The organism is Pseudoalteromonas neustonica (genome assembly GCF_001653135.1).
In the GTDB taxonomy this organism is placed as follows: domain Bacteria; phylum Pseudomonadota; class Gammaproteobacteria; order Enterobacterales; family Alteromonadaceae; genus Pseudoalteromonas; species Pseudoalteromonas neustonica.
Window position 1 is genome coordinate 1 of record NZ_BDDS01000026.1, and the last position, 25,555, is coordinate 25,555.

The 25,555-nt window shown below is 40.3% G+C and carries 23 protein-coding genes; 3 read left to right on the plus strand and 20 right to left on the minus strand.

Annotation, left to right across the window (positions count from 1 at the left end; genetic code table 11):
• The coding region (locus A7967_RS23480) for a reverse transcriptase domain-containing protein (RefSeq protein ID WP_244507115.1) at window positions 1-854 on the plus strand (854 nt) is incomplete at its 5' end.
• A gap of 173 nt (window positions 855-1,027) precedes the next feature.
• On the opposite strand, the gene A7967_RS20245 is transcribed toward A7967_RS23480, so the two are convergent.
• From A7967_RS20245 to A7967_RS20290, 10 genes are all read right to left on the minus strand, one after another.
• Window positions 1,028-1,342 carry a hypothetical protein gene (locus A7967_RS20245; RefSeq protein WP_157601519.1) on the minus strand — a complete coding sequence of 105 codons (315 nt, stop codon included), beginning with the start codon at window positions 1,340-1,342 and terminating at the stop codon, window positions 1,028-1,030.
• 115 nt (window positions 1,343-1,457) lie between these two features.
• A complete protein-coding gene (locus A7967_RS20250) occupies window positions 1,458-1,907 on the minus strand; it encodes a hypothetical protein (RefSeq protein ID WP_054206764.1) in 450 nt (149 codons plus the stop codon).
• 275 nt (window positions 1,908-2,182) lie between these two features.
• Window positions 2,183-2,545: a DUF3024 domain-containing protein gene (locus A7967_RS20255; RefSeq protein WP_054206765.1), complete on the minus strand. Its 363-nt coding sequence runs from the start codon at window positions 2,543-2,545 to the stop codon at window positions 2,183-2,185.
• An 82-nt stretch (window positions 2,546-2,627) separates the two neighbouring features.
• Complete coding sequence (locus A7967_RS20260; RefSeq protein WP_054206766.1) at window positions 2,628-3,473, minus strand: Rv1289 family protein; 846 nt, start codon at window positions 3,471-3,473, stop codon at window positions 2,628-2,630.
• Between the two features lie 117 nt (window positions 3,474-3,590).
• Window positions 3,591-3,839, minus strand: coding sequence for a hypothetical protein (locus A7967_RS20265; RefSeq protein WP_054206767.1), 249 nt, complete (start codon window positions 3,837-3,839; stop codon window positions 3,591-3,593).
• 123 nt (window positions 3,840-3,962) lie between these two features.
• On the minus strand, window positions 3,963-4,262 hold the full coding sequence (locus A7967_RS20270; protein ID WP_054206768.1) for a PH domain-containing protein: 300 nt from the start codon (window positions 4,260-4,262) through the stop codon (window positions 3,963-3,965).
• 169 nt (window positions 4,263-4,431) lie between these two features.
• Window positions 4,432-4,860, minus strand: coding sequence for a hypothetical protein (locus A7967_RS20275; RefSeq protein ID WP_054206769.1), 429 nt, complete (start codon window positions 4,858-4,860; stop codon window positions 4,432-4,434).
• A gap of 123 nt (window positions 4,861-4,983) precedes the next feature.
• Entirely contained in the window at window positions 4,984-5,277 is a 294-nt protein-coding gene (locus tag A7967_RS20280; RefSeq protein ID WP_054206770.1) for a hypothetical protein, read from the minus strand.
• A gap of 124 nt (window positions 5,278-5,401) precedes the next feature.
• Window positions 5,402-5,830, minus strand: a complete 429-nt coding sequence (locus A7967_RS20285; protein WP_054206769.1) for a hypothetical protein — start codon at window positions 5,828-5,830, stop codon at window positions 5,402-5,404.
• A 139-nt stretch (window positions 5,831-5,969) separates the two neighbouring features.
• Window positions 5,970-6,179: a hypothetical protein gene (locus A7967_RS20290; protein WP_064436045.1), complete on the minus strand. Its 210-nt coding sequence runs from the start codon at window positions 6,177-6,179 to the stop codon at window positions 5,970-5,972.
• A 256-nt stretch (window positions 6,180-6,435) separates the two neighbouring features.
• Here A7967_RS20290 and A7967_RS20295 point away from each other — a divergent pair, with 256 nt between their 5' ends.
• Window positions 6,436-6,792, plus strand: coding sequence for a phage integrase N-terminal SAM-like domain-containing protein (locus tag A7967_RS20295; RefSeq protein WP_082379078.1), 357 nt, complete (start codon window positions 6,436-6,438; stop codon window positions 6,790-6,792).
• Window positions 6,793-6,916: 124 nt separating this feature from the next.
• On the opposite strand, the gene A7967_RS20300 is transcribed toward A7967_RS20295, so the two are convergent.
• From A7967_RS20300 to A7967_RS20325, 6 genes are all read right to left on the minus strand, one after another.
• Window positions 6,917-9,325 carry a glycoside hydrolase family 15 protein gene (locus A7967_RS20300; protein WP_054206772.1) on the minus strand — a complete coding sequence of 803 codons (2,409 nt, stop codon included), beginning with the start codon at window positions 9,323-9,325 and terminating at the stop codon, window positions 6,917-6,919.
• A 37-nt stretch (window positions 9,326-9,362) separates the two neighbouring features.
• Window positions 9,363-10,850, minus strand: coding sequence for an MFS transporter (locus A7967_RS20305; RefSeq protein ID WP_054206773.1), 1,488 nt, complete (start codon window positions 10,848-10,850; stop codon window positions 9,363-9,365).
• The gene (locus A7967_RS20310) at window positions 10,840-12,732 is read right to left on the minus strand and encodes an alpha-amylase family protein (protein WP_064436046.1); all 1,893 of its coding nucleotides are present in this window, start codon (window positions 12,730-12,732) and stop codon (window positions 10,840-10,842) included. The genes A7967_RS20305 and A7967_RS20310 overlap by 11 nt, the downstream gene beginning before the upstream one ends.
• A gap of 100 nt (window positions 12,733-12,832) precedes the next feature.
• On the minus strand, window positions 12,833-14,677 hold the full coding sequence (locus tag A7967_RS20315; protein WP_054206775.1) for a glycoside hydrolase family 13 protein: 1,845 nt from the start codon (window positions 14,675-14,677) through the stop codon (window positions 12,833-12,835).
• 1 nt (window position 14,678) lies between these two features.
• Window positions 14,679-16,178: a tryptophan halogenase family protein gene (locus A7967_RS20320; RefSeq protein WP_054206776.1), complete on the minus strand. Its 1,500-nt coding sequence runs from the start codon at window positions 16,176-16,178 to the stop codon at window positions 14,679-14,681.
• A gap of 98 nt (window positions 16,179-16,276) precedes the next feature.
• Complete coding sequence (locus A7967_RS20325) at window positions 16,277-19,090, minus strand: TonB-dependent receptor (RefSeq protein ID WP_054206777.1); 2,814 nt, start codon at window positions 19,088-19,090, stop codon at window positions 16,277-16,279.
• A 732-nt stretch (window positions 19,091-19,822) separates the two neighbouring features.
• On the opposite strand from A7967_RS20325, the gene A7967_RS20330 reads away from it, so the two are divergent.
• Window positions 19,823-21,448 (plus strand): alpha-glucosidase, encoded by a 1,626-nt coding sequence (locus tag A7967_RS20330; RefSeq protein ID WP_054206778.1) that lies wholly within the window; start codon window positions 19,823-19,825, stop codon window positions 21,446-21,448.
• 93 nt (window positions 21,449-21,541) lie between these two features.
• Here the strand turns inward: A7967_RS20330 and A7967_RS20335 are convergent, their stop codons facing one another.
• From A7967_RS20335 to A7967_RS20350, 4 genes are all read right to left on the minus strand, one after another.
• Entirely contained in the window at window positions 21,542-22,096 is a 555-nt protein-coding gene (locus A7967_RS20335; RefSeq protein ID WP_054206779.1) for a YceB family lipoprotein, read from the minus strand.
• A 75-nt stretch (window positions 22,097-22,171) separates the two neighbouring features.
• Window positions 22,172-24,853, minus strand: a complete 2,682-nt coding sequence (locus A7967_RS20340) for a DUF349 domain-containing protein (protein WP_054206780.1) — start codon at window positions 24,851-24,853, stop codon at window positions 22,172-22,174.
• Window positions 24,843-25,124: a YeaC family protein gene (locus A7967_RS20345; RefSeq protein ID WP_054206781.1), complete on the minus strand. Its 282-nt coding sequence runs from the start codon at window positions 25,122-25,124 to the stop codon at window positions 24,843-24,845. The genes A7967_RS20340 and A7967_RS20345 overlap by 11 nt, the downstream gene beginning before the upstream one ends.
• A gap of 1 nt (window position 25,125) precedes the next feature.
• Window positions 25,126-25,452, minus strand: coding sequence for a hypothetical protein (locus tag A7967_RS20350; RefSeq protein ID WP_054206782.1), 327 nt, complete (start codon window positions 25,450-25,452; stop codon window positions 25,126-25,128).
• Window positions 25,453-25,555: the final 103 nt, after the last annotated feature.

Sequence of the window (25,555 nt, forward strand, 5' to 3'; positions counted from 1 at the left end):
AATCTTGTGTTAAACAAGGTTATAAAACAGCGGTTGATATCGACTTGTCTAAGTTCTTTGATGAAGTAGACCATGACATGCTGATGAATCGTGTTGGTCGTAAAATCAAAGACAAAGCACTCATGCGTCTACTCGGTAAATATCTACGAGCCGGAGTAGCAGAGCGCGAAACAGGTCTGTGGTTTGAGTCAACCAAAGGAGTCCCTCAAGGTGGGCCACTATCCCCTTTGCTTTCCAACATCTTACTCGATGAATTAGATAAGAAGCTAACCTACAAACACCTTAAGTTTGCACGTTACGCTGATGACATAATCATTTTAGTAAAAACCAAAAGCGAAGGACTAATAATCCAACAGGAAATTACTGCGTTTATCACTAAGCGATTAAAGCTCAAAGTGAACGAATCGAAAAGTCGAGTCGGTCCAGTAACAGGCTCGAAATTTCTCGGGTTTACCTTTCGTTACGGTCAAGTGCAAATCCACGAACAGGCGCTAAAGAAATTTAAAGCAAATGTCAGGGAACTCACTAACCGCAACTGGGGGATCTCAATGACCTTACAAATTCATAAAATCACGCAGTATTTACGCGGCTGGGGACACTACTACTTAATAGCCAACGCTTATCAACTAACAGTGGATTTAGATCATTGGATCCGCCGTAGGATAAGGATGTGCTACTGGCGGCAGTGGCGCTCTTTATCAGGTATAGCACGCACAAAAGTACGCAGTTTAATGAAATTGGGTGTTAGCGAGCGACTCGCCATAGCCTGTGGTATCACCAGTACCAAAAGTAGGCGCTTGGAAGCGAAGGCCCTTGTAGAAGCTCAAAAACAAAAGGAATTAACATTGCGCTAGGCAATGACTACTTAGCATCACAAGGTTTAGTGTCATTGAAAGATATTTGGATCAATATTCATTACAGGAGATGAACCGCCCATTGCACTTCCTGTTAATAAAAAGCGCATGATGGGTGGTGTGGGGGCTGGAGGTTAGAGACCTCCGGCTACCCGATTATGTGCTTAATATACTTAAGCTTTATTTGAATCTAAATTTACCAGTAAGCCCTCAAAGTAGCCAACATTTTGTAATTCTTGGTTGTCCTCAAAAGCCAGACACAAAATAATTCTCATTTTGATGACTAGTTCTGTAGTCAAATTATAACCGTCATTTGAATCAACCCAGTCCCATAATTTATTACGAATTATTTCAAGGTTAATATCAGTATTTTTAAACCAATATTCTTTGATTAATTCAAATGAGTTTTGGGCAAGTTGGTTATCTGGGACACCTGATTTATCAAGCCACTCAATCATATACTTTGCATAAGAAATATTATCAATCAAGTACAAAAGCCTCCTGAGCACATAACGCCGTTTTAAGCGGCAAATTGCAGTTGGCTAAAATAAGTGAGGCACGAACAAAAAGCCAACTGTAATTTGTCCGACTTGAAAACCCTTGTTAGCTGTTTACCCAAAGAAGTAGGTGATTAATCCAGACTAACACTGGCGAACCGTAACTCCATATAATTGCACCTACAATTGCGTAAGTTAGTGCAGTTACATGCATGTAGGATTTGTATTTTTCATATTTACCAAAAGACTGATATACATCGGGTTTAAATGCCATAGATGCATTACCTAATATGTTATCCACGGTTTTTAGTTTAAATTCAACTAACATTCCACAAACACCAATTAGTGCTCCTGAACGCTCAAACCAACTACCAATAGACTCTTCTACAGGTCTTAATAAATCGATTGTATTTATACAAAAAATAAAAACTGTTAATCCCAAAAACCACAGAATACAAAATAAAAATAATCTATGTAAAGGTTTGATAAAACTAGCATATATTTCTTCAAAATTTTCATGCTCTCTACCGACAAATACAGGTAATCGTGGACGCATATATCTCCAAACTAGATTAAACAGCTAACGAGGCTGTAGAATAACTCTAACAGCCAAATTCAATTAAAAAACGAGCTCCTGTAATTAACTCTAAGCGCTTTTAAAGCATTAGGTAATGCATTTGGAACCCATAAAACAGGCTGTTTTTCTTAAAAAAGAGTAATTCTACAGCCACAACGCCCCACTAAGGGGCTAAAAATTGTTTGCTAAAATGTGTAGCGAAGCGAAACCGAGCAAACTGTTTTTAGTCCCGCTTGAGTGGCTTGTTATGAGTTTTAGCCCCAAAAACAACCTTTTAAATCTTCGCTAACAATTTTGAACAGTGGTTCTAAATGTTGATTAATACCATCAGGTGCATATTGTTGCCACTTCGAATTTTGACGAGGCCAATATAATTTCCATACTTTATCTTTTTTAATATAGATAAATTTAGCAACTGGAATTTCTGTATTTGTGGTCGGGTCATCCCACTTTGGGCGAACTTCCAAAAAGTACAATGTTTGGTCTTCCATTCTATAATCAATATAGAGTTGTTCAGGTGGAAAAGGCTTATTTTTATTAACACAGAATTGCTTTGCAGCTTTCTCTACTTTAAATACCTCAAACTCACTAATTGCCATGAAACCCTCGAAACTCATAACGCCTCATTAAGCGGAAATTAATGGTTGGCTATAATCGCGAAGCGATGGCCAACTGTTAATTTTCCGTTTAAATGACTTGTTATGAGGTGATTTCCACTAATTCATATTCTACTGAAATATAGCGAATAATCTCAATACCAATATCAGTAATGTTTCCAGATCGATCAGTCAAATTATGAGATGACAGGCCTGTAATCGCGCCTCTATTAATAATTCCAGAATAGACCAACTTACTGAATTCAGTACGTAATTCCTCATCATTACTTTGAATAACAATGGAAGGCTGAATATGATATGCAGCCTCTTTTAGAATATGAAAACGACCTGGAGATGTATTGTATTTCTCAGTTATAATTTTACAAATGCCATCATCAGAAATATCAGTCGCCGGATGCATTTCAAAATGCTGAATTCCAAAGGTTTTACCATTGCAACGAGCACTTACAACAGACTCAACTAGTAAATCGATCCACCCATAATCTAAAACCATTGTATTACCACAACTAACGGAAACACTCACTCCATTATTCGACATCCCTAAATTCATTGACTCCCTTGGAGGGCTGAACTCTATATCTTCAGGTAACTCTCCTTCATGAACAAGCTCACACCTATAAAATTTATACAAAATAAAAGCTATATCATATTGTTTATTTTTGAAGTTAACACTGATTCCACTGTTACCAGTTTCTGAACCACCGAAATCACCAAATAATATCTTTCTTATTCTACCGCCAATAAACAAAGTGAAAGCTTCAGAGTCCCCCATTTTCTTTGATGGGTCTTTGAGTGATTTTGTCTTACCTTTAGGGAATGTTTTTCTAGATGATGCAGCTACAGCCAGCATTAAGTTGGTTAAAGCTCCTAAGTGTCTTCCATTTTCAGCTAGAAATTTAGCATCCTCAACTTGAATTTTAATACTCATACTAAGCTTCACCTCATAACGCCCACATTAAGCGGACTAAAATTGTTGGCTATAATTTTGTGAGGAACGAACAATAGCCAACTGTTTTAGTTCCGTTTAAATTGACTTGTTAGGTGTTTACTTCCAAGGAAGCTCACCATTTTTATCAGTGAATGTATGTGCAATTGCATGATAGATAACTGGATCTTTATCTTTCCAATGTCTCCAAGCAGCTGATACTCCAGCACCTAAACCGCGGTTATTCCCATAATCTTCACCTTTATCTTTTAAAATTTCATTAAGAGCAGATAGAGATATTTGAATTTTTTTAGAGTAGAGAGCAATTGCTAGCTCACCAATGAAATCATAAACTTCTGACTTTTGCATACACTCACCTATTTAGTATTGAGACTGACACCTAACGCCTTGCTAAGCGGAAAATAATGGTTGGCTACAATCGCGAAGCGACGGCCAACTGTTATTTTTCCGTTTAAGCAATTTGTTAGCTGATTATTTGTTAAGTAAACTTATCCATTCACTTGGATTCGATACGATAAATTGATATGTACGACCGTCTTGCAACGAAATTTCTATGGCATCCGATGTTAAAGGAATAACACCTGCTCCTTTGCCCAAACATTTGTCTACTTTTGAAATTGACTTTCGCTCAATTTTGTATGACCCAAGTCCGGCGTCCTTGTTGAACGATTCAAAGTTGACTTCGCTTTCAGTTACCCAGAGTTTACCATCCCCTTTAGCCACGCCATTCTGAATGGTTGCTATAGTCGATTTAACAGTGTCTTCTTGCATATTTCGAACTCCTTTAGAAAATATTTAACTGCTGAGCTGTTCTTATTATTTGCGCCAATCAGCTAACGCCCACTTAAGGGGCAAAATAGAGTTGGCTAAAATAGGTGAACGGAGTGAACAAAACAGCCAACTTTATTTTGTCCCTCTTTAAGTTCTTGTTATATTTCAGTTACAACGAGCCTAAATAGTCTTTTATTGTCTGTGTTTTAGAGCATTGTTCTTTATATTTGACCTGCTCACTTACACAAATAATATATTCATCACCTAGCTCTACGATGGGTTTTACATCTTTTACTAAATAGTGCCCTCTAACTTTTTTTAACTGAATTAAGGCATAGTTAAATGATGTGTACTTGGGTAAACCTGTAGAGTGAGTAAATCCGATGAATTCAATTATCTCTGGTTCTTTTGAAGTGTTAAGCCACTCAATCACGTTGTATTTCAATTCAAAGGCAACATCCATACAAATGCCACTTTCAACAAATTTATCGCATGATTTTTCACTTTCCACAACTGAAAAAGGTGAACCGATAAATACAACTTCTTCAGCATGCAGGTTAAAAGCAAAAATGAGTAAACTAAATGTGAATATTTTCACTAACCTTTCCCTGAAATATAACGCCCCACTAAGAGGCAAATAATTGTTGGTTAAAATAAGCGAGGCACGAGCAAAAACCAACTGTTATTTGTCCTGCTTAAGTGGCTTGTTATATGCCGCTTACTACTTAGTTTTTCTACCACCAATATCTAGTTCCGACATCTGTGATTTAGTAATTATTTTTAGTGCAATCATTATATACGCAGCTAAGTAGGATAAACTGTAATAACCAAATATAGTAAAAACAATCCATGCAACCATTAACAAAATAAACTGCCCAACACCACTTACGCTTTGGTTAATATCAATACCTAACAGCGAGCAAAAGGGGTAAATTAAAAGCATACCTAAAAAACAGCCGATAACTGAAGCAATTAATACGAATAACTTAGGATATTTTAATTCGCCACTTTCCATGTGAGCACCTTAGGCATATAACGCCCACTTAAGGGGCAAAATAGAGTTGGCTAAAATAGGTGAACGGAGTGAACAAAACAGCCAACTTTATTTTGTCCCTCTTTAAGTTCTTGTTATATTTCAGTTACAACGAGCCTAAATAGTCTTTTATTGTCTGTGTTTTAGAGCATTGTTCTTTATATTTGACCTGCTCACTTACACAAATAATATATTCATCACCTAGCTCTACGATGGGTTTTACATCTTTTACTAAATAGTGCCCTCTAACTTTTTTTAACTGAATTAAGGCATAGTTAAATGATGTGTACTTGGGTAAACCTGTAGAGTGAGTAAATCCGATGAATTCAATTATCTCTGGTTCTTTTGAAGTGTTAAGCCACTCAATCACGTTGTATTTCAATTCAAAGGCAACATCCATACAAATGCCACTTTCAACAAATTTATCGCATGATTTTTCACTTTCCACAACTGAAAAAGGTGAACCGATAAATACAACTTCTTCAGCATGCAGGTTAAAAGCAAAAATGAGTAAACTAAATGTGAATATTTTCACTAACCTTTCCCTGAAATATAACGCCCCAAGCAGGGGCAACTTTTAAGCTGGCTAAAATAAGGAGCGAAGCGACGGGAGCCAGCTTAAAATTGTCCCTTTGACTTGGCTTGTTAGGTGTGATTCAAATAATTTCAATTACTTACATTTCATCTACGACATACTTTTCAGTTCTTTTTCCAAACTGAACATAAAAACTTCTTCCTTCGCGATACACGTGCGCAGTCTCACCTTGCACATTATTAAATGGTCTATCGACCATAGACCATTTTGTACAGTCATCTAACTCTAAAACCATAATACCCATCTCGTTAGAAAGGCTACTAACGATTGCTTTTGAAACTAAACTCATAATTTTCCTTATAACTCCGATGCAACTTGAGCACCTAACAACTTTATCAAAGGACACTTTCCTCTTTTTATGAGCAATGTATGTCCTATTATTTATTCTTATAATTAATAACAAATACTGGAACACATTGCCAGCTTTAAACTTTAAGTCGGGCTGTTCTTTTAATGATGTGTAAAAAAGAGGAAAGTGTCCTCATTTCTTGACTTAGAAGGAAAATCACCAGCACTGTATATAAACACAGTTAATGGCATTTAAAATGAAAACTAAATCCCCTTTTCTTAATAATCTTATCGACTATATGTATAGCCATCACTATGCTAAAAAGTCTATTGAAACTTATGTATTTTGGACGAGTGCCTATATCCATTTCCATAATAAGCGTCATCCAGCCAGTATGGGGAATAATGAAGTAGAAATATTTTTAAATCACCTAACAGTCACTAAGAAAGTGGCAGCGAAAACACAAGCAACCGCTTTAAATGCACTTGCTTTTTTATATAAACATATAAATAAACGACATTATTTGATAGCAAGTTTACTATACCCATGTTTTGCAACAAGGTGCCAATGGCGTAGTGAGCCCGTTTTCGAGATTATCATAGCTGAGGCTTAGATATTTTGTGCTATACGCGATATAAAATTGCTGCTACATGACTTAATACAGCATTGATACTTTAAATTTCCATAAAAAACCACGGCTGTTAACCGTGGCTCTTAGTATTACTGATTAAACCAACTTACTTCAACGCTTGTTCGACCACTGGGTAGTGATCCCATACGTGCTTATCGCTTAAAGAGCGTACTAACTTAACGTATTCTGCATGTGTCCATGCAAGCGGAGTGGCGGAGTTGGTGCCCTCGCCGAGTGTATAACCTGCTTTATTGTTGCCTACGCCATCCCATACTTGCTCTGGCAGCATCATGCCTTCGTTGGCAAACTGCTCTAACCCTTTCACATACGTGTTTTTAATGGCGTGTTGCTTGTCTGCGTTTAACGATTGCGTGGCATTTGCGGCGGCAATTTCGTAATGGCCTCGCTCACCGGTAAAAAACGGCCATACACGCCCACGTTGGCCGGGGGTATTTTGCCCGCCTTCGGCGTAGTTTGCGCCAGTTACTTCGTCCTCACCGTAGCCGTCGTTACCATAACGGCGAAAACCTGGAAATGAGCCGCTGCCATCGCTAAACTGATAGCTGTACTTAACTTGTAAGTTATCGGCTAACGTTTCATCGTCATACTCTGGCAAGGTTTTTACAATGCTGGGAGCAAGTGCATCGCGCACGCCATAACGTACTAACTCTAAAAAGCCACCATCTAAAATTTGCTTTTTATTAAAGCCTTCGCGACCATTATTAGCATTAATTTTAGTGTTTGAATTGGCGTCTTTATCTTGGCCGATACGAATAAAATACTCACCGTCTGAGTTGATTGATTCTAAATTACCGGCGGTGGTAAACATCATGCTTTCTATGCCGCTATTATATTTTTTAGCGGTTTCAAGGTAACGCTTTGCGTTTTGGTCATCGCCAGCGAGTGTTGCAATATCAGCCGCAGTGATAAGGCCTGCTACAACCGCTGCGGTAGTTGAAGGTGAATATCCTTCTTGCTCTTCCCAGCGCTCTTGCTGAGTAGCTGGCGGTGTTATTTGCATGTCGTTCCACAAAATTTTGGCGCGCCCACCGTCTACCAAAAAGTCAGCAGCAGGTTTTAACATGCGCCCGTACCAACCAGTTAGCTCTGCATCTGTTAACACATCTGCTTGGTGCAATTTCCACGCGAGCATAATTGGCATAGCGGTTTGATCTAGCTGTACGCCCACCCATTCAAGCTCGCCATCGACGTGTGTTTTTTGTAGAAACCAGCCTGTATCGCCCTTGTTGCCCGGTGTTTTATTATTTACTTGTACTTTTTCAAGGTATTCGAATGCAGTTTTAGCTGTAGCAGTGTCGCCAAGTGCCATAAACGCCATAGCAACTTGATAAAAATCCCTCACCCATACAGCTTTATAACCGGTTGAACCTGTTTTGGCCGAGACTGTTTCGCCCCATGGATTTGATAACGAGGCAATAAGCGCACCAGCGTGCGTTTTATCTTCTTGCGCTTTTAACACCATGGCACTGGTGTAAAGTAGCTTGCCGTTATCAGTAGTTTGCTCGCTCATGGTATTGAGCGGTGCTAAGCTTTGTAGATAATCTTGCCAGCCTAATGCGTCGCCTTTTCCGTTGTAGTTATCAAGTACGTGTTGATAGCCACGCGCTAAACTTGCTTGGCCTTGCTTAAAGCTCGCTTGCTCGTTGTTGCCAAAACTCAGGGTTAGATCAAATTGGCTGTTGTTGCCAATCTCACCCAGCTCGGCAAGTAAACTCACATTACCTGATTGCTCACCGGTATTTTGATAAACGCTTGGAAGCTGTTGAGTCGTTTTTAGCGCATTTAAACCATCACTTTTGCCTGTAAAGCCCACGCTGGTCTGTTTAAATGGTTTAGCGCCTTGTAATGACAAGTAACTATCGCCCTGCCATGCAATTAGCCCTTGCTCTGTGGTTTTTGCAAAATCATCCAGGCCATTATTATCTATGTATGGATTTACCGTTACATAGGCTTTTACGCTTTTAAGCTGAGTATTAAAAATACTGCGCACAAATAAAGTTTGCCCGTCTGGATCGGTAAATATGTGTTTTTCAAGGCTGAAGCGGCCTTGTTTATCTGTGCTTGTTACTTTGTAAGCCAATGATAACGGTCGGCCGTGCTCATCTTTATATAAGTAGTCAATTGTTACGTCAAGATCATCCGTTTCAGTTACGGTAAAATCTTTACCGACAACCACAAACTGCATGTCTTTAATTTGTGCTTGGTGAATTAGCCCAAACATGGTTTCGGTGATCACTCCTTTTGCTATCGAAAACCATACTTTTGAGACTTTACCCGTCGCTGCGCTGTCGCTATAAGCGCCATTTTGATATTGCTCAAACGAAGTACCAATACCTGTTTTACCTGCGAATGCCCAAAATGGGTCAACGCCTGGGGCACCGGGTGCGCTTAGTTGCTCCGTTACTTTGGGGCTGTCTGTTAAGGCTTGCTCTGAGCTACACGCCGTTAAGCCAAGCATGAGTAAGCTTGTGGTGATCATGTTGTATTTTTTCATTTTTAAACCCTTAAATCTTATCTGTTAGCTATAAGCGTTACTGCGCGTGTTTAACACGCATAACAGCAACCGCTGCCAGTACAAACGACACCGCGCCCAATACTAGTGCGTAAATAGGTTGGTTTTCAAAAAAGTGACGTAAAATTAGACCCAATATGCTGGCTGCTAGTAATTGGGGGATCACTATAAAAAAGTTAAATATGCCCATATACACGCCCATTTTATGACTCGGTACTGACGTACTTAACATGGCATATGGCAACGATAGAATAGACGCCCAAGCGAAACCAATGCCGATCATTGGCCAAATAAGTAAGGTAGGATCTTTAATTACAATAAAGCTGACTAAGCCCAAAGCGCCTAAAATTAAGTTAATTGCGTGAGCGAGTTTTAAACCAATGCGCTTTACGATGACCGGTATACATAATGCAGCCAGTGCGGCAAACCCATTGTACGCGGCAAATAAAATGCCTACCCAGTCAGCGCCATTGTTATAAGCCGCAGAGCTGGTATCACTGCTACCATAATGAAAGCTAGTGACCGCTGAGGTGGTGTAAATCCACATTGCAAACAGCGCAAACCAGCTAAAAAATTGCACCCACGCCAATTGTTTCATCGCCTCTGGCATCGTGAATACATCGTTGACTACTTGATAAAAACCACCCGCAGTATGCTGTTTGGCTTTTAACGTACCGGCAATAAATTGAATAATCCCAAAGCACACTAAACCACCGGCGAGTAAATACAGCTCTTTTTCAAGCCCCAGCCCCATTACAAGGGCAAGTACACTCATGCCCAGTGCGGTAAAAATTGCGCCGCCTTTGCTAAAGTTAACGGTGTTAGTAATGTCGACTTGCTCAGCATCGCTGTCTTGTTCGTTAAACTTTGCAAGTTGTTGTGGTGAATATTCTTTGGTAGTTAAAATAGTCCAGCCCACGGCGACCAATAAAACCACGCCACCAAAATAAAACGAATACTTTACAGAGTCAGGAATTTGCCCCGCAGGCGCGGTGTTAGCAATATCAAACCAATTGGTCATCATCCACGGTAATGCCGATGCCACAACAGCGCCAACGCCAATAAAAAAGCTTTGCATGGCATAGCCTGTTGCGCGTTGTTTTTTTGGTAGGTTATCGCCCACTAAAGCGCGAAAAGGTTCCATTGTGACATTGATTGACGCATCCATGATCCACAGCATGCCTGCTGCAATCCAAAGCGTTGGCGAGTTTGGCATAATAAACAGCGATAAGGTCGTTAAAATTGCACCATATAAAAAGAACGGACGGCGGCGGCCTAATTTTCCCCAGGTTTTATCACTCCAATAGCCAATAATTGGCTGTACAATTAAACCCGTTAGCGGCGCTGCCACCCATAAAATAGGAATGTCATCAACGTTTGCACCCAATGTTTGAAATATGCGGCTTACGTTACCGTTTTGCAGCGCAAAGCCAAACTGAATACCTAAAAAGCCAAAGCACATATTCCATATTTGCCAAAAGCTTAAATCGGGTTTGTTATCTTTCATTGTGTGCTCCAGTGGTGAGAACTGCACTGCTAAGCGCATCTAACGTTAAACTTATCTGTGCGTGTTCTTCGTTGATAGTCATGGCAGCTTTTTGGTTTGCTTCTAGTAAATCCAATAACTTAAACTCGCCACGCTTGTCATCAACTAAGGTGGTCATTGGAATTTCAATGGTGACTATTGTTTGTGCACTCGAAAAATTACTCACGACCCAAAGTTGTTGATTACCAATACTGCGGCTAAACGCGGCAACGTGCTCGCTGCCAGTCACGATAAGGGGTTGCATGTCGCCAGCAACAACTGCTGGGTGTTTACTCAACGCCATAATCGCTTTGTAGTAGTTCCGTAACTGACTTTGTTCAGGCGTGAGTGCTCCGCCGTCAAATTTGCCGTTGTTCATCCATGCTTGGTGCGCAGGTACGCCAATGTAATCAAAAATGCTGGTGCGAGTGGGTTTACCAAAGCCTGCGTATTCTGAGCCGTCTTCGCCTACATCTTGAGCAAAGTACAACAGTGTTGGCGCGCGGCTAATAAGGTGAGATACCACCAGCGCAGGCTTACCTTTTGCTGCATTACCTGCAAAGTCAGGGCTGGCTATGCGTTGTTCGTCGTGGTTTTCTAAAAAGTGCAGCATGTGCTGTTCAATGTCTGCAACGGCTTGCTGTGGTGCAAAAATGCTATTTGCCGCTTGTTTACCTTGCATAACGCCTTTAAGCGTGTCGTAAAAGCCTACTTTATCGTAGAGGTAATCCATTTTCCCTTGTTGGATATACGGGCGGTATAGTGCTGGGTTGTATACTTCGGCCAATAAAAAGGCTTCTGGATTATGCATTTTAATAGAGGAGTTTAAAAAGCTCCAAAACTCAACGGGCACCATTTCGGCCATATCATAACGAAAACCATCTACGCCTTTATCAAGCCAATACAGCGCGATATCACGAAATTTATACCAGCTGTTTGGCAGCTCTTTATCTTGCCAAAACTCAAAGTGCGCCCTTAAGTCTTTGTTTGCATAGTCAGCTGGTAAGCTAGGAAAGTCATAGCTGCCATCGGGTTTTACACCGTAATTTACTTTTACGGTTTCGTACCAATCGTTTATATCTGGCTTGGCAGCTCGTGCACCGTTACCCGTCCACTTTGCGGGTGTTTCATCAAATAGATTATCGGCTAATGGATGCGCGTTACCACCAAGTACTTGGTAGCCTTCGCTGGTTGGCACTTGAAAAGACTGCCCAGTGACATAATAAAAGTTATTGTCGCGCGCATATTCTACGCTGGTGTCATCTTGCTCACCAAAATCTTTAACGCCCATAGGTTTTGCGGTTGACTTATAGTGGCGCGCAACATGGTTTGGCACAATATCAATCACTACTTTCATGCCATGTTGGTGAGTGCGTGTAATGAGCGCTGAAAATTCTTCAAGACGACGTTCTGGATTGATGGCTAAATCTGGGTTAACGTCGTAATAGTCTTTAATCGCATAAGGTGAACCTGCACGGCCTTTTACAACATCAGGATCATCTTGACTAATGCCGTATTGGCTGTAATCACCCACCAGCGCATGATGAAGCACGCCCGTATACCAAATATGGGTAGTACCCAGTTCTTTTATGCCACTTAAAGCCGCATCATTAAAATCACTGAATGTACCTACACCGTTTTGCTCTTTTGTACCCCATGGCACATTGGCTGTTTGCGTATTACCAAATAAACGCGTGAATACTTGATACACAACGGGTTTAGAGTGTTCTGTGACGTGTTCGTGTACTTTTTGCGCTTTAGCCTTCGGTGCGGGTTCTTCAGAGCAGCCACTAAAAAGTAAGCCACTGGCTAATATTAATGGGCCATATTTGAGCGTGCTAATGGTGATTTTTTGTGTTGTCATAATTTTATTACTTACTCAGACATTTACATGTCATTTTTGTTATATTTTTAATACTAATGTGAACCGCCACTGACTAACAGCGGCTGCATACGTATTCACACTATTCAATCACTAACACCACTGCACTCATTGCGGGTAAGGTGACTGCTTTATTTAAATTTACTGTTTGTTGAGTAAATAACTCAGTTGCATGTATTTGACTATCAAGCACTTCTTCCATGTAATGAAGTGGCCAACTTTTCATCTCAGCATGTTTGTTTAAAAACACCAGCACGGTTTGTTTCTCGCTTGTGCGTGCGTAACTATACACCCCATCCTTTGGGCTAAAATGAGTGAGTTTACCTTGGCTCAGTGCAGCGCTTTGTTTTCTAAAATTAAGTAAGGTGCTAATCGTTTGCAGCATATCACGTTGATCAATTGTTAAGCCTTGCCCTGTAAAGGCGTTACTTTTTTGGCCTTTAAAACCACCGGGAAAATCAATGCGAATATCGCCGTGATCGTTACTGCCTGTGTTATCAAGCAGTACTTCGGTGCCGTAATACATTTGTGCAATGCCGCGAGTAGTAAGCAGCAGAGTCATCGCCATTTTAGTTTTAGCAAGATCTTGCTTAAGCTGGGTATAAACTCGGCTCATATCGTGGTTATCAGCAAACACTAATAAATTATCTGGATTTGGGTATAAAAAGTCATTCGCAATCGATTGATACACTTTAACCCAGCCGGTGTTCCAGCTTTCATCTTCATTAAGTGCTTGAATAAGTGATTCTTGCAATGAAAAGTCCATCACACTGGGTAAGCTTGACGTATAACCATCATTATTTACTTTGCCTGCTTGCCAGTATGATGCAATCGCGGGGTTTGACGTCCATTCTTCACCCACAATATTAAACTGTGGATACTCGGTCATGATTGCTTTGGTCCAGTTAGCTAAAAAGGCTTTGTCAGAGTATGAGTAGGTATCTACTCGAATACCGCTTAAATCAGCGTACTCAATCCACCAAATGGCATTTTGAATAAGGTAGTTTGCCAATAATGGCTGGCGTTGGTTAAGATCAGGCATGGTGGCAACAAACCAGCCATCACTAAACTGGCGTTTATCAAAGTCGCTGACGTGGGGATCTTGAATGGTTTGTCTTGCATGGCTGGTTGCATGTTTTCCATTTGCAAAATCGCCATTAAAATTGATCCAATCAGCGGTGGGTTTGTCTTTCATCCATACGTGTTCAGAGCCAAAGTGATTAAGCACTAAATCCATTACCAAGCCGATGCCGTGTTGCTTGGCTTTCGCTGCCAGTTCCCTATAAAGTGCATTGGAACCCATACGCGGGTCTATTTTGTAAAAATCAGTAATAGCATAGCCATGATACGAATAACTTGGCATGTTGTTCTCAAGCGGCGGCGTTAGCCAAAGTTGAGTTACACCCAGTTTTTGTAAGTATGGCAACGCATCAATTACCCCTTGTATATCACCACCATGACGCCCGCCTCGCTCAATTGGGTTTGCAGCCTCTAACATGCCTTTTACGCTGTCGTTAGTGCTGTCGCCATTGGCAAAACGATCGGGATTAATTAAATAAAGTGTGTCGCTACTATCAAAACCACGTCGTTTACTGCTATTGGCTTTGCGCGCATTTAATGAATATTCAAAACGCCCGCCCGCAGTACTATTAAACACTAACGTACCCGGCTTTGCACTTGGGCTTATTTCAAGGTTTAAAAAGGCGTAATTTGGGTTATCTGTTTTTATTATGTTGTGTAAATTTACGCCAGAGTATGGCATTAATTGCCATTGATGCTTAGCAACGTTTTGTTTATGAAGCATAATTTGCAATGAATTAGTTTGCATACCAACCCACCAGCTTTGTGGTGATGCCGTCATTGCATTAACGTTTATGCACGTAGTTAAAAGTGCACTTACTAAAAAAATCTGAATGAGTGATTTCATATTAATTACTTTTTATCCTCGCTAAAAACTCATTATGTGTTGGTAATTGCTTTACCGTGGTGCTGATCAGCGTTTTTAGATTTGTAAATAACTCTGCTAATTGTTCATCATTGAGCGCATCGGCTAATGGGTTATAGTCTTGCGCTTTAAGCCCTTGGCCTATCATTACTTGCTGCCACGCAACCTCTGCAAATAGCTCATCGTCTTGGCGTATAATTTTGCCTGTGTCTTTAAATAAATCAATTTTGGTTTGCAGTGATTTGGGAATGCTCATTTGCTTACACTGACGCCAAAATGCACTGTCGGTACGATCAGTAAGTTTATAATGCAAAATAATAAAATCGCGGATACGTTCGATTTCGGTTTGGCTTTGCTGGTTAAACGTATCAACCAATGATTGCTCAATGTTGTTATGCGCAAAGAGTTTAATTAAACGAATAACAGCGGTTTGGATCAAATGAATACTGGTCGACTCTAATGGCTCTAAAAAGCCACTTGATAAGCCAATGGCTACCACATTTTTATGCCACTGTTTGCGCCTGCGCCCTGTTTTAAAGCGAATAACGCGAGGCTCTGTGATTGGTTCACCAGCAATGTTACCAAGCAGTTGTTGCTTGGCTTGTTCATCAGTTAAGTGACGACTTGAATACACTAAGCCATTGCCAACACGGTGCTGTAGTGGTATTTGCCATTGCCAACCCGCATCACGGGCGATAGAGCGAGTGTAAGGCACGGGATCGGCTGTGCTTTTAGTCTGCACCGCTATAGCACTATCGCAAGGTAGCCAATGTGACCAGTCTTCAAAGCCTGTGTTGAGGGTCTTTTCAATTAGTAATGCACTTAAGCCAGTGCAATCTATAAATAAGTCACCGTTCATTATTTGTCCGCTCGAAAGCTCAAGTGCTGTTACAAAGCCGCTCTCGGTACATTGCTTAACATGAGCAATTTTGCCTTCAATACGTTTAACGCCCCGTGATATGGCCAGCTCTTTTAAAAACTCACCGTACAGTGTGGCATCAAAATGATAGGCGTAATTTAAGCCGGTAAGTTGAGTATTAGGAATGTGTTGTAAGTGGGTAAACTTATGCTGCTTTGCAGCTTGGTAGTTAAGCGAAAAATCCCAAAAGTCAGTCGCGTTGCCTTGTTGCTTGGCTTTTAGCCAAAAGTTGTAAAACTCACAAAACGGAAAGTCTTTGCCAATATCACCAAAGGCGTGCATGTATTTATGATTTTGTTCGCGCCAGTTTTCAAATTCAATACCAAGCTTAATCGTTGCTTGGGTTGCTTTAATAAACTCACTTTCTCGAATCCCCAGTGCGCCATTAAGATGCTGAATGGGCGGAATGCTGGCCTCGCCTACACCAACAGTGCCTATTTGATCCGACTCAATCAGTGTGATCTCTATCACTTTACCAAGCACTTTATTCAATAACGACGCTGTGATCCACCCTGCGCTACCACCACCGGCAATAATGACCTGTTTTATTTTTTGCTGTTGCATTCTCTTTTCCACCGTTATGATCTTTTTTCAGTGTAGCTCAGCGATATAAAAAAGCCCTTGTAAAACAAATTACAAGGGCTTTTAAACGCTAAAGAATGTTATAGCTTGTAACTAAAGCCAAGTAAGAACGTACGACCGTAATCTTGGTAATCACGTACTTGTAAATCACTACTACCTTGTAATGACACAAAGGGTTCTTCAGTAATATTTTGCACTTGGAAAGTCACGCTTAGCCCGTCTAAGCTTTCTATGCCTGCTTCAGTAAAGTCATAACCAATTTGCGCATCAAAAATGGTTTCGCCTTTAATATCAACCTGTGTAGTTGCAAAGCCTAGGCCGTAAACATCGCCTTTAAAATCACTGCGTTTACGCATGCTAGTACGCGCTTGGAAGCCATTACGCTCATAATAAGCCGTTAGGCTGTCAATTTGATCTGATAAGCCTGGTAATTCATATTCATTACCCTTTTGATCAGTAATATCTTGCTCTACTGCGGTATGGCTGGCAATTAAACCAAAGCCGTCAAGCGAAGGGTGAAATATATTAAATGGCAATGCAAGAGATAGTTCATAACCCCATAAATTACCTTCACCACCGTTTATTTTTCCTGATCCAGAGCCTGTTGAATTAGCAGGTATTTCACCTGTTGCTGGATCAGCAACTCCGGTCATATCAACTTCGTAATTACCATCGAATATCCATTGCGTAATATCTTTGTAGAAGAAAGCTGCGGCAAAGTAACCTTCTGCATTAAAGTAATTTTCGTAACTTAAATCAAACCCTGTTGCTTCTTTTGGTTCTAGTAAAGGGTTACCGCCTGAAATATTCCAGTTGTTTCCATCATTATTTTGTTGTTCACTATAAGACGCACTAATAGAGGCATTCATTTCATCTAAGCGAGCACGTGAAATAGTTTTTGCAGCACCAAAACGAATGGTTTGGTCTTCGTCAATCCTAAACGCTAAATTAATACTTGGTAAAAAATGGCTATAGTCATGACTTACATCCGTTGGCGAAACAACAACTAAGCCATCAATCGTGTTTGCAGCAGACCCTTGTGATGATTGATCAGTTTGCACATAACGCGCACCAATATTACCTGTTACAGGAATTGAGCCTAACTCTGCATTGATATCCAGTTGTGCAAATACCGCAATAACTTCTTCTTGTACTGCCCACGATTGTGTTTTGTGTTTTTGGTCCGTTAAGCTCTCTTGTAATAAATCATAGTAGCCATCGTTCACTAGACCGTTAGTGTCATAGGCGACCATATTGCCCATACCGATAAAATCAAGGCTTGCTGTACCTTGGCGGTATTGTTCAGGAATAGACAACATACCCGGGTTTGACAGCGAGAAGCCTTTTAATGTCATGAAGTAACCTTCTGACACTTTGCTCTTTTCGCGGTCACGATATGAAATACCAAAGCTTACGTTGCTAAAATATTCACTTTCAAGTGCTTTGCTGGCAGCAAGTTTTAACGTACTTAATTCGTCGTTAATTTCTGGTGCATTAATAAAGCCATCTTGTGCTGTATTTTGGTATGGCGTGTCTTTTAATCCATATTTGTCATTAAGTGCGGCACTTCCACCCCATGATAATGGGCCACCTAATTGAATTAAATCATAATCGCTGTAATCTAGTTCATGTGAAAATTGCGCGCCTGTGTTACCGCCATCAAATACGTATCCAATGTTATCAGCTATGCCATTTGCATCACCTCGACCAGTACCAGAATAGCTTTCGATACTCCAAATTTGGCGTTCTACTTCTGAGCGACTGGCATCAAATTCCACAGACCATGAATCATCGATATCATATTTTGTATTAAAACCAAATTGAGTTAGTTCTGCATTACGTTCTTCATAGTCATTACGTACAACAACACGTTGGCCTTGGGTTACAGCACTGGTGATAAAGTCGGAATTTGTATCAACAACTTCTGAACCAGAGCGTATTTTACCTTGCCCCCAACCAAAGGGTACTTCAATACCGCGAAGTATTTTTTCATCTGAAAAATCAACATAAAGTGCATCAAATGTCATATTCAAGCGATCAGTGGGCGCAGCTTCAATTACCAACATAGCTGAATCGCGCTCAAGAGTGGACGAACGTACAAACGGCTTTGCGCCACCTAAAATAGGGTTATATGGGCCAACAGTTGTGTCGTCTTTAAGTTTATTTTCAGAAATACTGTAATCAGGGTAACCCCAAGAGTTCCAACGTTTTTCTTGATTAGGTGAACTCATTTTATTGTATGCAAATGCAACACCGATAGTGTCATCTGCAAATTGGTCTATATACGAAACCGTACCGCGGAAACCTTGGTCATCGCCGTCAGGGTTTAGCTTTTCAAAACCCGTTTGCTCTAATTGACCATTGAACATGATCACACGCTCGCCTTTACTTAAAGGCTTTACGGTTTGCATATCGATTACACCGGCAATACCTTCAGCGTCTAAACTTGCGCTTGGTGTTTTATAGACGGTTACACCGCTCATTATTTCTGATGGGTAAAGGTCAAACTCAACGCCACGGTTGTCACCAATAGACACTTGCTCACGGCCATTAAACGTTGTAGCACTTTCATTTTCGCTAAAACCACGCACACTCACACGGCTTGCACGTCCGTCTAGGCGCTGTGCAGTCAGGCCCGGCAGGCGTGCAATTGACTCTGCGATTGATGAATCAGGTAATTTACCAATATCTTCTGCAGAAATAGATTCAACCACTTCTGATGAAAAACGCTTTGTATTGATTGATTCAACAACGCTGCCACGAAAACCTTTCACTTCGATGACTTCAACGTCATTCTTTGCTGCTTGCTGCTCATCTTGTGCGTGTGAAGCGAAACTGCTAATACCTGCGGTCGCAAGTGCAATTGTTAATATACTTGGTTTGAACATAGACATGATGTTTTCCCGTTACCCATATTATTTATTACCAGCGTAATAACAGGCTTGTGATAGAAGCACCGTTATTCGCTGGCTGATTTTGTTGTCAGGATGAATATTAACGCCCGCTTTATTTTATTAACAACTTTATGCATACGTATTCACAGTAGAATAAAACCATCACTTTTAACAAAAATTTCACAAGAATACTGGCAACACCTTGTTTTTATAGAGGTAAAAAATAAATATGTTGGTGCAATAAGCACTAAAACAAATTTCATAATACTAAATAAGTAAATTCAAAACTAACTGACTTATAACACTCTAAAATACAAGTAACTATCAATTTCAATTATTAGTTGTGGCATTGTATATCACCCCTGGCAATTGGTAAGACCAATAATCATTTGCACCAACACAATACAAAGTCAATGAAAGCCGCGCCATATTGGACTTTATAACATGTTAACTTTTTTAACATATTAATTGGTAATAATTAAAACGATGCTTGTTCTACGTTATTTAATGCTGATATTACTCGCATCTGTGCACTGTAGAATAATCTATTTAGCATGCATACGTATGCAGGCTTTTTACAGTATCTAAGCCTTCACGTATGCTTTTCAAAAATAACGTGGCGTAGTTAACCCTACCCATAAAATAAGATTGACGAAAACAACACGCCTTAAAAAATTTTAGCTATTAAGCGACCAACGTTTTTAAGGTATTGATGTCACGATGGAGAAAAGCATGGCTCAACAGCAATGGTATAAAGGTGCGGTTATTTATCAGGTATATCCTCGCAGCTTTCAAGATACCAATGGCGATGGAATTGGTGATTTAAAAGGGATCATTGCTCGCATTGACTATATTAAAAGTCTTGGCGTTGATGCTATTTGGATCTCTCCTTTTTTCAAATCGCCAATGAAAGATTTTGGCTATGATATTAGTGACTATCGTGATGTTGACCCCCTGTTTGGCGATCTTAATGACTTTGATGAGCTGATAGCACACGCTCACCAGCGTGATATAAAAATCATAATTGACCAAGTTTTAAGTCATACATCAGATCAACACCAGTGGTTTTTAGATAGCCGCGAAAACAAAACTAACGATAAGTCGGATTGGTATGTATGGTCTGACTCTAAACCCGACGGTACGCAACCAAACAACTGGTTATCTATTTTTGGTGGCCCTGCTTGGCAGTGGGAGCCACGTCGGGGTCAATATTATTTACATAATTTTTTTACAGAACAACCCGACTTAAACTTTCATAACCCCGATGTACGTCAAGCAGTACTCGACAACGTGGAGTTTTGGCTTAAAAAAGGGGTGGATGGGTTTCGACTAGATGCAATTAACTTTTGCTATCATGATGCACAGCTGCGCGATAATCCTGCAAAGCCACCTGAAAAACGTCAAGGTCGTGGTTTTAGTGAAGATAATCCGTATGCATTTCAATACCATCATTACAACAATACCCAACCTGAAAATATCAGCTTTATGCAAGATATTCGTACCCTATTAGACAAATACCCTGGGACTGTGTCTTTGGGCGAAATTTCATCTGAAGATTCACTGGCGACAATGGCTGAATACACCGCGGGTGGCGACAAACTACATATGGGTTACAGTTTTGAACTACTCACTAATGATTACAGCAGTGAGTACATTCGTACTACCGTCAAAACACTTGAAGAGCGCATGACACAAGGCTGGCCGTGCTGGGCATTTAGCAACCACGACGTAGAGCGTGTAGCAAGTCGTTGGGGTGCCAATGGCGAGGTAAATCCACAGCAATGTAAGATGCTTAGTGCTTTACTGGCGTCACTACGTGGTAGCGTGTGCATGTATCAAGGTGAAGAACTTGGTTTAGGCGAAGCAAGCGTTGCCTTTGAAGATTTACAAGACCCTTACGGCATCACTTTTTGGCCAAACTTTAAAGGGCGTGATGGCTGTCGTACACCAATGCCGTGGCACAACAATAACTGCGAGCAAGCCGGCTTTTCAACCACTAAGCCTTGGTTACCCGTTGATGAGCAGCATAAAAACCAAAATGTAAGTGAGCAAGAGAGCGATCAACATTCGATTTTAAATGCATTTCGTCACTTTATGGCATGGCGTAAAACACAGGCCGTATTACTTGAGGGTGATATTGAATTTATCGATACCCCTGAGCCACTGCTCGCCTTTTACCGTCGCTTTGCAGGTCAAACTATGCTTTGTATATTTAACCTCGCACAAAGCACCACAAGCTATGAGATTGACCATATTAATATCACACCTCATAGTGAGCTTAATCATCATAACGGTACTGTAAATAAAAACACGTTAACCCTGCCCGGCTTTGGCTGTTTTTATGCAAGCATAGGTTAATTCTCCTACTTTTAAGTACACTAAAAAGCCCTGATGATCAGGGCTTTTTTATAACTAAACTAAATTAATACTATGTTAGTTAACGTCGTGTTTTTACATATGAGGCACTAGCTTAATTGCACCTTCAACGACTTTCATATCTAAAGGTAATTTGCTTAATAACGCGACTTTTGGATCATTCATGTTTAACTTATACACTGGATTTACAGCTAAAAAACTATTAATGACATTCATGGCCTCATCATTTAAAACGGCTAGATTACCTTTAAAACCACCTGCATCAATGGTTGAATCAAGCAATTTTATGTCACGTAAAAAAACTGCTTTTTTCTCGCTATCGTAAAATGGCGCACCTTCAATTTGCAACTTTAAACGTACCGGATACTTAAGTGCAAACGCATTAATAACAGCACTTGAATCAGCCCCAAGTATCACTACGTCGCGATTATTGGGGCCAACATTAACGCTTAAATCGTTCACATCAAATTGCACTGGTAAGCCCATTAAACGCACTTTTTCACTGAGTTTAGGAAGCTGTTGATTCAGTGCTGACTCAATTTCGCTGCTAGTAAATGAATAAAACGAGACACCTTGGGTCGTGTTACATGCACTGAGAAATAAACAGGCAATTAATACAATATACTTCATGATTTTTCCTTTTCGAGGATAAAAAAATAAAAGCCGCACAACGGCGGCTTTTTTATTCTTTAACGCATTTAGCCACTAAACGCTAAAAACCGTTTTTAAGCGTGCTAGTGTGTCACTGTCAACTGAACCTTGACTGAGCGCTAATAGCTGCTTTAAATAATAGTGCAAATCAGCTTGTTCGCCACGATGCTTATCATCAAGCATGGCAACTTGTTCAGCCATACGAGATGAGCCATCAGGGCTTGCCACATTGGCAAGAATTTCCATTCTCACTAATAATTGCGCAGCTGTTAAATGCGTATCTGCGTTACCTTGCCATTGAACAGGGATAACTTGCTGATTTTCAAGTGCCGTAAATAGCGCACTAAAATCAGCTTTAGCAGCTTGTTCAGTCAGGATCGCTAATTTGCCATCTATGTTAGCCAATAATTTTTTAATGCGGTTGCCTAACTCTTTACTACTTTGTAGTGCGGTTACTTTAGTGCGCAAATCTAGCAACTGTGCTTTTTGATTCACTGCTGGTAAAGCTTCTTCTAGTTCAATAATTTGCGCCGCAACAACTGCGTTATCCGCTGCTTGTTGCTCTTTATGCTGCGCAAACTCATCACTGCGTTTAGCAAAGGTTAAATCATTAAATTGACGAAATTTTTGCCATAAAGCATTTTCAGCTTTTACGCCTGCAAAACCAATTCCCTGCCATTGCTGTTGCAGTTCTTTTAATTGTTGACAAGCCGTCGCTAAATCATCGCTGACTGATAACTGCTGCGCTTGCTCAACTAACTCATTTTTTGCAGCCGCATTGCCTTTATGAAATGCATTTAGTGCATTAAATACTTGCTGCTGTTGCGCTTTATATTGTGTTTGTAATGCACGGTATACTTTTGGCTCAACATTACCGGCATTGCGCCAGACTTTATTAATGCGGTTATATTGGCTTTCAAACTCTTTCCAATCAAATTCAGTGGCGCTGGTGTCTGCCTGCGCAAGTGCTTGCATTTGATTAATGATTGCTTCACGTTCAAGCTTAGTTGCTTCACGCTGTTGTTCTTGCAGTGCAAAGTATTCGCGACATGGTGCAAATAATTGCTCAATCATGTCATCAAACTCTTTACCTTGTTGTTGCTCTTGCTCAGTGTCTAAACGCCCTAGCTCATTCCAACGACGGCGAAAAACCTTAACCTCATTTGCACGGGCTTTTGGGTCTGTGCATGGCTGCTCTAACAAACTCGTTAATTCAGCTAACAGTTCTTCACGTTTTGGCGCTGACGCATACTTTTGCCAATCTTTAGCATCTGCTAACTGCTGCTCAAGTTCCGCTTTAAGCTTTTCAAGCTGCGCCTGAAAACCCGGTGTTAAGCTGTCATAAAGCTCCGTAAAACCTTTAAACACACCAAATGCCACATTAAAACGGCCTTGCTCAATTAGACGTTTAACATCGCGCGCTTTTCGGCTCGCCTGCTGCTGGTTTTTTGTTAATTCATTACTTAATTGCGCAATACCTTGCTGCCATTGTAACTTTTGCTCTTTAAGTTGCGCTTTAAAAGGCGCTTGTAATGATACAGGTAATTGCTTAAGTGGCGCATTGGCCGCTTTAAATGCTTGCTCAAACTGCGCAGTCGCGGCATCAAAATTTGTTTTATCAACTTCAGTGCTCAAATCACTCAGGGCTGTTAATGCCACTCTATAATCACTGATCGCTTGGCTTAGTGCTGGTAATTGGCTAACTTGTTTAAATAATTGCTGTAACTTAGCAACCACTTTTGTTTTATGCTCGCTATTTGAAATATTGCTTTGTGCTATCACCGCTTGTGCTTGCTCAACTTTTGCATCAAGCCAGTCTTGTTGAATTTGTTCTGGTGTTTCAAGACCAAGCTGCAGTGCATTTTCAATTTCTTCACTAAGTGCTTCAAGATTTGCCAATGCTAAAACTTCGCGCTGTTTTTGCGCTAAAATCGCTTGCTGTTGATCATGCTGATCTTTTAATAAAGCTAAATGCACATTCAATTTAGCCGTCAATGACTGATATTTTTCTTCTAGTATTGCAATTTGCTCTGGGTTTAACCATGTTAGCTCTATCGCTTGCCATTGTGCTATAAGTGACTCTTTTTGTTCACACACAACGCCATAGTCTTGCTTTTCACGCAATGCATTAAGTTTAGCGAGCACTACACGCGTGTCATTTTGCACTTGACCAGGCATAACAGATGCTAAACGTTTATTATCAAGATGTGTCTGTAGTAGCGTGAGTGCCTCACCGTGAGCATGCTTTACTAAGCTTTTTGTCAATTGATGATTTATAACTAATTCCGTTAACTGCAATTGCAATTCGTTGCCGCCTTCTTTAAAGGCTTTTTCTATTAGCTTAGGATTTGATAAGCGCTTTAGTAATTTAACTCTTACTTGTAATTCTTTCTCGGCAAAGGCGAGTTTTTCAAGTGTTTTTACTGGTGCGAAACGTTCAATGTATTCATTTTTAATCTGCGTGTCGAGCGTACTTTCGGCGTTTAATACTGCACTTGAAATATGCTGTTCAGCTAACTCTTTTAAGCTTTGGTCTTGCTTGTACGCTTTCCACCACAACACTAAATCATTGACTTTATTTAAGGCTTTTTTGCGGATTTCTGCGGAACTATCATCTAGTGCCAATGTATTTAAAATTGTTGCATCACGTTCTACATCTAGCTTTTCAATTGCATCTAGACGTACTTGCTGCTTTGGGTGCTTCCATTTCGGGGTAAAAAGGTGTTTAAAGATCATTTTCACTAAACCTTGCTATTTCGTTGTCTGCGGTGAATTCTTTTTGCAATTGTGCTTTTGTTTTTTGCACCATTTCACCATTTGAGCCAATGGTAAATTGCTCATTAGATTGGGCTACTTTTGCTTGATAAAGCATGACTAACTGGACTGTTTGCGCTTTTTGCTCATCACTTAGTACTGTACCATCAGGCCACTTGCCTGTTGCGGCACCATATTGTAATCGTTCAAATAATTCTGGGGTAATTGTTTTTACGAGATTGTCGATGTTCATGTCATTTTTTCTTTTTAAGAGTCACTAAGATAACGCGATTTATTAAATACCAAATACAACCGATAGCAATGGCTGCCGTGCATGCGTACCACTGTGGGGTTTCGGGTTCTGGATGTAAAAAGTATAAACTAAAGAATCCACCTAAAAATATGAACAGTGCAAAAAAAGAATAATTCATAAACATTTGTTGTTTTTGAATTCGTTTTTCGCGTGCCAGCTGCTGGCGTTGTTCGCCATCAAGCTCAGCTACATTATTCTCACAGTGAGGGCACTGCTGGTGTTTATCGGATATTGACTTATTACAACTAGGACAACGAACAATCGCCATATCTCTCTCCATACTTCGCATAAAAATCTACGCATAAAAAAGGCGCCTTGCGGCGCCCTTTATTGTACGTGTTTTATTTGTCGTTGTCTTTTTTCAATTGCAG

Bases quoted from the DNA above. Each gene is read 5' to 3' on its own strand.
- A7967_RS20325 (WP_054206777.1), bottom strand. From the start codon at position 19,090: ATGTCTATGTTCAAACCAAGTATATTAACAATTGCACTTGCGACCGCA.
- A7967_RS20250 (WP_054206764.1), bottom strand. From the start codon at position 1,907: ATGCGTCCACGATTACCTGTATTTGTCGGTAGAGAGCATGAAAATTTT.
- A7967_RS20305 (WP_054206773.1), bottom strand. From the start codon at position 10,850: ATGAAAGATAACAAACCCGATTTAAGCTTTTGGCAAATATGGAATATG.
- A7967_RS20290 (WP_064436045.1), bottom strand. From the start codon at position 6,179: ATGAGTTTAGTTTCAAAAGCAATCGTTAGTAGCCTTTCTAACGAGATG.
- A7967_RS20280 (WP_054206770.1), bottom strand. From the start codon at position 5,277: ATGGAAAGTGGCGAATTAAAATATCCTAAGTTATTCGTATTAATTGCT.
- A7967_RS20310 (WP_064436046.1), bottom strand. From the start codon at position 12,732: ATGACAACACAAAAAATCACCATTAGCACGCTCAAATATGGCCCATTA.
- A7967_RS20350 (WP_054206782.1), bottom strand. From the start codon at position 25,452: ATGGCGATTGTTCGTTGTCCTAGTTGTAATAAGTCAATATCCGATAAA.
- A7967_RS20315 (WP_054206775.1), bottom strand. From the start codon at position 14,677: ATGAAATCACTCATTCAGATTTTTTTAGTAAGTGCACTTTTAACTACG.
- A7967_RS20300 (WP_054206772.1), bottom strand. From the start codon at position 9,325: ATGAAAAAATACAACATGATCACCACAAGCTTACTCATGCTTGGCTTA.
- A7967_RS20295 (WP_082379078.1), top strand. From the start codon at position 6,436: ATGAAAACTAAATCCCCTTTTCTTAATAATCTTATCGACTATATGTAT.
- A7967_RS20320 (WP_054206776.1), bottom strand. From the start codon at position 16,178: ATGCAACAGCAAAAAATAAAACAGGTCATTATTGCCGGTGGTGGTAGC.
- A7967_RS20345 (WP_054206781.1), bottom strand. From the start codon at position 25,124: ATGAACATCGACAATCTCGTAAAAACAATTACCCCAGAATTATTTGAA.
- A7967_RS20255 (WP_054206765.1), bottom strand. From the start codon at position 2,545: ATGAGTTTCGAGGGTTTCATGGCAATTAGTGAGTTTGAGGTATTTAAA.
- A7967_RS20270 (WP_054206768.1), bottom strand. From the start codon at position 4,262: ATGCAAGAAGACACTGTTAAATCGACTATAGCAACCATTCAGAATGGC.
- A7967_RS20260 (WP_054206766.1), bottom strand. From the start codon at position 3,473: ATGAGTATTAAAATTCAAGTTGAGGATGCTAAATTTCTAGCTGAAAAT.
- A7967_RS20340 (WP_054206780.1), bottom strand. From the start codon at position 24,853: ATGATCTTTAAACACCTTTTTACCCCGAAATGGAAGCACCCAAAGCAG.
- A7967_RS20330 (WP_054206778.1), top strand. From the start codon at position 19,823: ATGGCTCAACAGCAATGGTATAAAGGTGCGGTTATTTATCAGGTATAT.
- A7967_RS20265 (WP_054206767.1), bottom strand. From the start codon at position 3,839: ATGCAAAAGTCAGAAGTTTATGATTTCATTGGTGAGCTAGCAATTGCT.
- A7967_RS20335 (WP_054206779.1), bottom strand. From the start codon at position 22,096: ATGAAGTATATTGTATTAATTGCCTGTTTATTTCTCAGTGCATGTAAC.